Here is a 7,928-nt window from a genome sequence, read left to right on the forward strand (position 1 = left end):
GGTCGCATCTGGAGTCGGGCGGGGCACAGGCCCTGACTCTCGACGTGTTCGACACCCTGCTGTGGCGCATGGTCCCCAGTTCGGCCTGGCCGCGTCGGTGCGGACGACCTGCTGTTGCACCTTCGCGTAGAGCTCGTCCCGCTTGGCCTTGTCCAGGGTGGCCGCGCCGGCGTCGGTCCACTCGTCGACCTTCGGGTCCTTCAGGTTCGCCGCGTTCTGCCCGCCGGTGGCCGGGGTGCTCGCCGAGTTGAAGAAGCCGCGCAGGATGTCCGGGTCGAACCGGGTCCAGGAGAAGTCGTACAGGTCGTACTGGCCGGACCCGGCGAGCGCCACGAAGGCGCCGATGTCCAGCGCCGGGTGGCTGACCTCCACGCCGATCTTCTTCAGGTCGGCCTGGATCGCCTGGGCGACGACGGCCCGCTGCTCACGGGTGTGCGGCGGGTTCCACGGCCAGTCGACGGTGAGGCGCTTGCCGTCCTTCGTCCGGTAGCCCTGGGCGTCGCGTCCGGTCCAGCCGGCCTCGTCGAGCAGCTTGCCGGCGGCGGTCGGGTCGAACTTCAGGGCGCCGTCGAGGGAGGAGTCGTAGGACGGGGTGCCCGGGGTCAGCGGGCTCCACGAACGCTGGTACTGGCCGAAGTAGACCGTCTTGACGATCTGGTCGATGTCGGTGCCGAGCTGGATCGCCTTGCGCACCCGAACGTCGGTCAACGCCCCGCGCGCGGTGTTGAGGTAGATGGCGTAGCTGCCGCCGGCGTCCTCCACCTTCTGGATCTTCAGGCCGTTGTCGGCCTCGACCGTCTTCGCGTCCGACGGCGAGATGCTGGTGGCGACGTCGACCTGGCGGCTGGTGATGGCGCCGCTGCGCACCGGGTCCTCGGTGAGGAACCGGAAGACGACCTTGTCCAGGTAGGCCGCACCGGTGTGCGGGGCCTGCTGCGGCGCCCAGTTGTAGGCCGCGTTCTTCGTCAGGGTGACGCTCTGACCCTTGGTGTAGCCGCTGAACACGAACGGTCCGGTGCCGACGATGGCGCTGCCGCCCGCGCACAGCGCGTCCGGACCCTTGGTGAGCGACTTCGGTGAGTAGAAGCCCAGGTTCGGGGTGCTCGCGCCCTGGAGGAACGGCGAGAACGGCTTGCTGAACGACACCTTCACCGTGTGCGGGTCGATGATCTCGGTGCCGCTGTACGGCCCGAGCAGCGTTGCGGCGTACTGGGACTTCGTCTTCGGGTCGGCGACGCGGTCGAAGTTGACCTTGACCGCCGAGGCGTCGAACGGGGTGCCGTCGGTGAACGTCACGCCCTCGCGCAGCTTGAAGGTGTAGCTCTTCAGGTCCGGCGCGACCTGCCAGGAGGTGGCCAGCCACGGGTGGAAGGAGCCCTTGGCGTCGATGGTGACCAGCGAGTCGACCACGCCGCGCTCGATGTCCCCGGTGATTCCCTGCGGGTTGACCTGCAGGTCGAAGCAGGTGGGCTCGACGTCGAGAGCGTAGGTCAGCGTCCCACCGGCCTTCGGGGTGCCGGCAGTGGCGCTGCCGCCGGAGCCTGAGTCGGAGCCGCAGGCGGTGAGAGCGAGGGTCGCCGCTGCCGCCCCGGCGACCAGGGCGAGGCGAACGGGTCTGGAGTGACGCATGGATGGGCTCCGGGAGTAGTTCTGTGACCAGACGGTGGGCAGGTGGGCAGGTGGGCAGGAGACGGGCAGAGCTGTTTCCGGCCGGCGGGATCGCGCATTCCCCGCCGGCCGGGCACGCCGCAGTGGCCGCGCGTCAGGGTCCGAGCGGCGATTGCGGGCGCGGATTGTTGGCGCCCGCAATCGCCGGCGGCGGGGGAGGCCGGGACGCGCGGCGCGGTGTCAACCGTCGCAGCCGGTGTCGCGGCGCCACTGCTGACGACGCGGGCGTGGACCGCGCGGGCACGGCGCGGCCTGCTGGTGAAATCCGGGTCGCGGCGGCTTTTTTGGCGCCGCGACCTCAGCTACAGGAGGCGCTGGTCACTCGAAGAAGATCGATATGCCGTCGCGCCGTAAGGAATGTGTGTACTGAAAGCTGCCCGGCGGTTACGGCCGGCCGGGTCGATATCCGGCCGCGCGCCCCGGGTGCTGGCGATCGCTGCTGGATGTCCATGGCATTAATTCTAGGGCCATTAAACACATTAGGGCTATCAAATGTGATGTGCGTCACATGTATCGGACGGGGGGTGTCGAATTGCGGACGGGCGCATCCCCGCGAACACTCTCTGCTGTTCCGCGTCGATCGACCTGCGCCCCGTTCGCCTTCCACTTACCCGTGCCGAGGCGCGCTCCCGAGATGTGTCACCAGCGAAAGGCGCGACCGCGAAGGATCATGCCTGGCAGCGCGCCCCTACTTCTCGGAATAACCGGAGACTGGATGCTCTGAAGACGGACGACTCTTTATTGCCGCGACCGCCGGCTACCCACCGGATACCTTTCCGGTGAAGTCGGAGCGGGCCGCCCGTCCGCGTCAGCCGGAAAAGGACGCCGGCACGTCCTCGTGACGTTCGGAGCCCGCCGGCTGGCTGGGCACCGGTGCGGCCGCCGTCGGGCGGTCCCGCAGCAGCAGACCGACGAGGACACTGACCACGGCCGCGGTGATGGCGGCGACGACGCCGCCGACCCGCAGGCCATGGACCACGTCGTCGGGCCGGGACGCGGCGCCGAGGCCGGAGTTCGCCACGGCGACGATCACGGCCAGGCCCACCGCGGAGCCGACCTGCTGCGAGGTGGAGGCGACCGCGTTCGCCACCCCCTGCTCCTCGACGGCCACGCCGAGTCCGGCGGCGGCGAAGCACACGGTGAAGGCGATGCCGCCGCCGACGCCCCACACGGCGATCCCGGGCAGCAGCGCCAGGTACGAACCGTCCGTCGACATGGCCGGGACGAGCAGCGCGATGCCGATCCCGCACAGCAGCAGCGAGAGTGCGAGCGTCGCGCCGTAGCCGAGTCGGCGCGCGGCGGCGGTGGCGATCGGCCCGGCGCCCGCCATCGAGATCACCGTCAGCGGCAGGAACGACAGGCCGGCCTTCAGCGGGCTGAACCCGAGAATGCCCTGCAGGTAGGTGGTGAACAGGTAGTACTCGCCGGACAGCGTGCCCGAGAAGACGAACACGGCCAGCACCGCCGTGGTCAGGCTCCGGTAGCGCAGCAGCCGCGGCGGCAGCAGGGGAGTGCGCAGCCGCAGTTCCAGCGCGGCGAACGCGGCGAGGAGCACCGCGCCCACGATGATCGTGCCGGTCGCGCGCACCGACAGCCAGCCGGCATCCGGGCCGCTGACCAGGCCGAACACGACGAGGGCGACGCCTGCGGTGGCCAGCAGGCCGCCGCCGACGTCGAAGCCGGCGTACCGGTCGGTCCGGGGCGCGTCCGCCGGCAGCAGCCGGGGAGCGAGGGCCGCGATGATCGCCGCGACGGGGACGTTGACGAAGAACACCCACTCCCAGCCCAGGTAGTTGGTCAGCAGGCCGCCCGCGAGCGCGCCCGCGGCCAGCCCTCCGCCGCCGGCCGCGCCCCACGCGGCCAGGGCCTTGGCGCGCTCGGCGCCGGCGGGGAAGGCGGTGTTGATCACGGTGAGGATCGTCGGGAACAGCAACGCGCCGCCCACGCCCTGCACCGCGCGGGCCGTGATGAGCAGCCAGGGCGCGTCGGCGAGGCCGCCGACCAGGGATGACAGGCCGTAGATCGCGACGGCGGTGATGAACACCGGCCGTGCGCCGAGCCGGTCGGCCGCCCGGCCGCCGAGCAGGAGCAGACCACCGAAGGTCACGGCGTAGGCGCTGACCACCCACTGCAGCGACTGGGAGCTGAAGTCGAGCTCCTTGCCGATGTCGGGAAGCGCGACGTACACGATGTTGTAGTCAATGGCGATCATGAACTCGGCGAACGCCAGGAGCGCGAGCGTCAGCCCGAGTCCTGGTCTTGGTCGGGGGGCTGAAGCTGAAGCAGCCATGGCAGCGGCTCCTTCCGTCGAGGGCGCGGTCCTGCACCGGGAGGGTGATCGCGGCCGAGCAGGCCAGCCGATCCGGACATCGCGTGATGCTACACACTGTTCGCTTTACTGTCTGCCGATTGATATTTGAACGGTGTGTAGTAAGTGGTCGATGTAGAGTCGGCCGGGTGGACGGGGTGCAGCTGAGCCGGCGGGAGCGCCTGCGGGCGCAGACCGTGCGGGACATCAAGGAGATCGCCCTGCGGCACATGGCCGCGGGCGGAGCGGCCGCGCTGTCGCTGCGCGCCATCGCCCGCGAGATGGGGATGACGGCCGGCGCGCTGTACAGCTACTACGACACCCGCGATGACCTGATCACCGCGCTGATCGTCGACGTGTACGAGAACCTCGCCCGTTCCCTGGAGGCCGCGCGCCGCACACACCCCGACGACCCGGTCGGCCAGCTCGTCGCCGTCGGCGTGACCTACCGGGAGTGGGCGGTCGCGAATCCCCCCGAGTTCCAGCTCGTCTACGGCGATCCCATCCCGGGCTACCAGGTGCCCGAGGACGGGGCCGAGCTCGCCGCGGAGCACCGGGCCTGCGGAGTGCTGATCAGGATCGTCGCCGCGGCCTGGCCCCAGCTCGCCGCCGCCCGGCCGGCGAGCACCCGGCCGGCACCCGGCGAGACCGGGCCGGGCCCCCGGTCATACGCCTGGTCGGACTTCCGGCCCGATTTCGCGGCGATGGCCCGCGAGTCGTTCCCCGACCTGCCGGCCGACGCCGGCGCGCTGTCGCTGCGGCTCTGGGGCCGACTGCACGGGCTGGTCGCCCTGGAGGTCTACGGCCACCTGCGCCCGCAGGTCAACGACCCGGCCCGGCTCTACCGCGACGAGCTGCACGACCTGTGCGCGCTGCTCGCCGGCGCCGGTTAGGCCAGCAGGCTCGGCAGCCGCTCGAGCGAGGGCAGCCAGGCCTCGCCCCGCGGTGAGGCCTGCTCCCCGGCCTCCCGCGGATAGCGGTGGACGCTGCGCCGTGACCGGATCCGCCAGCCCTCGTCGAGCCGGACCAGCACGTCCTCGTAGTCGCCGTTGGTGACCGAGCCGTCGACGAGGATGGCGAGGTAGCGGCTGAGCGCGCGCACCGTCCCGTCCTCGCCCACCAGGACGGCGGTGTCCTGCGTCTGGTGGTTGGGGGCATCGGGTGGCACCGCGCGCAGGAACTCCCGCACCTCGCCGAGCCCGTGCAGCGTCCGTCCGCTGCGGGCGAACTCGAACGCGACGTCCTCGGTGAACACCAGCCCGAGGGCGTCGTCCTGGCGGTTGTCGCAGACGTGCGAGAACAGGGCGAGGGTCTGCCCGATCTCGGCGATGTCGGCGGCGGACAGCTTCGTGGTCACCGCGCTTCCTCCTTCGGTCGGCCGGCGCTCAGGCCTCGACGGCGCCGAGCTGGTGCAGGATCGTGAGCCGGTCGGGCAGCACCGCGTAGTTGACGACCTGACCGTCGCGGAAGGTGACCAAGCTGATGCTGTTCGCGTCGATGCTGCGCCCGGTCGGCGCGACGCCGAACAGCTCGCCGTGCTGGGTGCCCTGGATCCGCCAGAACACCACCACCCGATTGCCCTCGGCGACCAGATCGGTGACCGTGGTCCGCACGTCCGGGACCGAGGCGCGCAGCCAGTCGACGTGCTGGCGGAAGCCGTCCCGACCGCTGGACCAGCCGTGGCGGGCGCGGCTGCCGTCGTCCCCGTCGTCGGCGATGAACGTCTCCAGCAGCTCCACCCGACCGTGGTTGACGACCTCCTCGTACAGCCGGCGGGCCGTCTCCTTGTTGGCCTCGAGGTCGTTGGCCTCAAGGTCGTTGGCCTCAAGGTCGATGTGGTCCTCGACGTCGGTCTCGATGCTCACGTGGCACTCCCTCGTGCGGTCAGTGATGGTCAGGTCGGTACGGCGGGTGCGCGGCACGCCCTACTGCGGCGGTTCACCGCGGTAGGTGGGCGCCAGCAGGATGCCGGTGGAGGCGAGGACCCCACCGTCGACGGGGATGACGGTGCCGGTGATGTAGGACGCGGCCGGCGAGGCGAGGAACCAGATGACCTCCGCCTGCTCCCGGGCCTGCGACCAGCGCCCCAGCGGAACGCGGCGGGTCAGCGTCGCGTTCAGATCGGGGTTGGCCCGCTGGCCGGCGGTGCGGGGCGTCGCGGTCAGGCCGGGCGCGATCGCGTTGATCCGGATGTTCTCGCAGGCGTAGTCCAGCGCGGCGGCGCGCACGAGGTTGATCGCGGCGGCCTTGGTCGTGTTGTAGGCCCAGGTGTACGGGTCGCCGCGTAGCCCCGCCCCGGAGGAGGTGACGACGATCGATCCGCCGCCCGCCGCCCGCAGCGCCGGGGCGGCCGAGCGAATGCCCAGCACCACGCCGCGCACGTTCACCGCGTAGATCTGGTCGAGGCTCTCGATGGCCCCGGGTGCCTCGAGCGGCGGGGCGCCGCCGATGCCGGCGTTGAGCACGGCCGCGTCGAGCCGGCCGAAGTGCTCGATCGCCAGCGCGACCGCGGCGTCATTGGTCCCCGGGTCGGCCACGTCGCCGGCCAAGGTGACGATGTCCTCGCGTCCGGCGAACGCGTCCAGCCCTTCCTTGGACACGTCGACGGCGACCACGCCGAACCCGCGCTCGGCGAACAGCTCGACGCTCGCCTGGCCTATCCCGGCCGCGGCGCCGGTGACGACGACTGCTGCGTTGGGCATGTCCCACCTCCTTCCGTAACGTTCGAGTCGTGTTCGGGCAATAATTCACGGGGTGGTGGCCGCGGCTGAGACACCCATTCCCGCTGGTGGGCCCACCGATGGGTGGGTTGGCCGAGTTTCCTCAACCTACAAGGAATGTAAACGACGGGCAGCCGCTTTCATGTGCCTTTGATCCGAAACCAGACAACAACGACCGGCTGAACCCGGACAGATCCGGTGAACGGCGACAGCAGAACAACATGGAATGGTGTGGGTTCGGACTACGTAGAACTACGTAGTCCGCCCGGAAACGCGCGGACCGGAATTCTTCGGCGGATCACCGGCCGGCGGGCCTGTCAGGTCAGGGACTCGATGAACTCCCGGATAGCGGCCACCGTCGTCGGTGAGTGTTCCTCCAGGATCGAGAAGTGCTCGCCGGGGACGTCCACCGCTTCGTGCGGGGTCGACCAGTACGCCTGCCAGCCCGTCGGATTGGCCGGATCGATCGTCGTGCGCCGTAGCGGCTGCGCCGCCCGCACCAGCAGCGTCGGCGTCTGGACCGGTTTCGCCTGCCAGCCGTCGAAGATCTTCACATAGGCGCCCATGGTCGTGAGGCTGGCGTCGCTCCAGACCATCTGGTACCGCTCGACCCGATCCAGCATTCCGCTGATCATGGCGGTGAGCCACCAGTCCGCCATTCCCTCCCGGACCGCGCTCTCCGGCGGGTAGCTGTCGATCAGGATCAGACCGGACGGCGCGACGCCGGCGTCCTCCAGCTCCGCGGCCACCGCGTGGGCGACGACGCCGCCCATCGACCGGCCGACGAGGACGAACGGATCATCGCCCACGATGCGGGTCACCTCGCGCACGTGCGACTCGATGTAGGTGCGCTCGTCCACGGGGAGATGGTCGTCCTCGGCGTAGCCGGGGGACGGCAGCACGAACACGTCGCGTTCGCCGCGCAGCAGCGTGCCCAGCCGGGCGTACTCGTGCGGCCCCGAGACCGCGCTCATCGCCGGGAAGCAGATCAGCCGGTGCCGCGCCGGCCCCTCGGCGAGCCGCAAGGTCGGCACCGCGTGCTGGTCCGCCGTCGAGGTGTCGAACCTGGGCCGCAGGTATGAGGCGACGACCAGCAGCTGCGCCGCCGCGCCGAACTGGTCCGCGGCGCACAGCGCCAGGTACAGCTCGGCCAGCGGGCCCTCCTGCGGTCCGACCGCGCGGACCCGCGCCGGCGCCGCCGACGAACTGATCATCACGGAGACACCGCGGCA

Annotated in this window: 7 protein-coding genes and 1 pseudogene; 1 reads left to right on the top strand and 7 read right to left on the bottom strand. The window is 70.8% G+C overall.

Features of this window, described 5'->3' with window-relative positions; translation table 11 throughout:
- Window positions 1–270: 270 nt before the first annotated feature.
- From MXD58_RS14745 to MXD58_RS14750, 3 genes and pseudogenes are all read right to left on the bottom strand, one after another.
- Window positions 271–1,629: pseudogene (locus MXD58_RS14745) on the bottom strand (ABC transporter substrate-binding protein); the annotation flags it as partial.
- 337 nt (window positions 1,630–1,966) lie between these two features.
- Window positions 1,967–2,119, bottom strand: a complete 153-nt coding sequence (locus tag MXD58_RS31130) for a putative leader peptide (protein ID WP_368861242.1) — start codon at window positions 2,117–2,119, stop codon at window positions 1,967–1,969.
- Between the two features lie 357 nt (window positions 2,120–2,476).
- Window positions 2,477–3,958: an MFS transporter gene (locus MXD58_RS14750; protein WP_248840496.1), complete on the bottom strand. Its 1,482-nt coding sequence runs from the start codon at window positions 3,956–3,958 to the stop codon at window positions 2,477–2,479.
- A gap of 176 nt (window positions 3,959–4,134) precedes the next feature.
- Between MXD58_RS14750 and MXD58_RS14755 the strand changes: the two genes are divergently transcribed.
- Entirely contained in the window at window positions 4,135–4,869 is a 735-nt protein-coding gene (locus MXD58_RS14755) for a TetR/AcrR family transcriptional regulator (protein WP_250609416.1), read from the top strand.
- On the opposite strand, the gene MXD58_RS14760 is transcribed toward MXD58_RS14755, so the two are convergent.
- The 4 genes from MXD58_RS14760 to MXD58_RS14775 form a co-directional block, all read right to left on the bottom strand.
- The gene (locus MXD58_RS14760) at window positions 4,866–5,333 is read right to left on the bottom strand and encodes a nuclear transport factor 2 family protein (RefSeq protein WP_248840498.1); all 468 of its coding nucleotides are present in this window, start codon (window positions 5,331–5,333) and stop codon (window positions 4,866–4,868) included. The genes MXD58_RS14755 and MXD58_RS14760 overlap by 4 nt on opposite strands.
- A gap of 28 nt (window positions 5,334–5,361) precedes the next feature.
- Complete coding sequence (locus MXD58_RS14765; RefSeq protein WP_248840499.1) at window positions 5,362–5,841, bottom strand: ester cyclase; 480 nt, start codon at window positions 5,839–5,841, stop codon at window positions 5,362–5,364.
- 60 nt (window positions 5,842–5,901) lie between these two features.
- Window positions 5,902–6,678, bottom strand: coding sequence for an SDR family NAD(P)-dependent oxidoreductase (locus tag MXD58_RS14770; RefSeq protein WP_248840500.1), 777 nt, complete (start codon window positions 6,676–6,678; stop codon window positions 5,902–5,904).
- 335 nt (window positions 6,679–7,013) lie between these two features.
- The coding region (locus MXD58_RS14775) for an alpha/beta fold hydrolase (RefSeq protein ID WP_250609417.1) at window positions 7,014–7,928 on the bottom strand (915 nt) is incomplete at its 5' end.

The sequence above is a fragment of the Frankia sp. AgKG'84/4 genome (assembly GCF_023242965.2).
In the GTDB taxonomy this organism is placed as follows: domain Bacteria; phylum Actinomycetota; class Actinomycetes; order Frankiales; family Frankiaceae; genus Frankia.

What these genes read in the sequence shown, in the direction of transcription:
- MXD58_RS31130 (WP_368861242.1), bottom strand. Translation starts at nt 2,119, where the DNA reads ATGGACATCCAGCAGCGATCGCCAGCACCCGGGGCGCGCGGCCGGATA.
- MXD58_RS14750 (WP_248840496.1), bottom strand. Translation starts at nt 3,958, where the DNA reads ATGGCTGCTTCAGCTTCAGCCCCCCGACCAAGACCAGGACTCGGGCTG.
- MXD58_RS14770 (WP_248840500.1), bottom strand. Translation starts at nt 6,678, where the DNA reads ATGCCCAACGCAGCAGTCGTCGTCACCGGCGCCGCGGCCGGGATAGGC.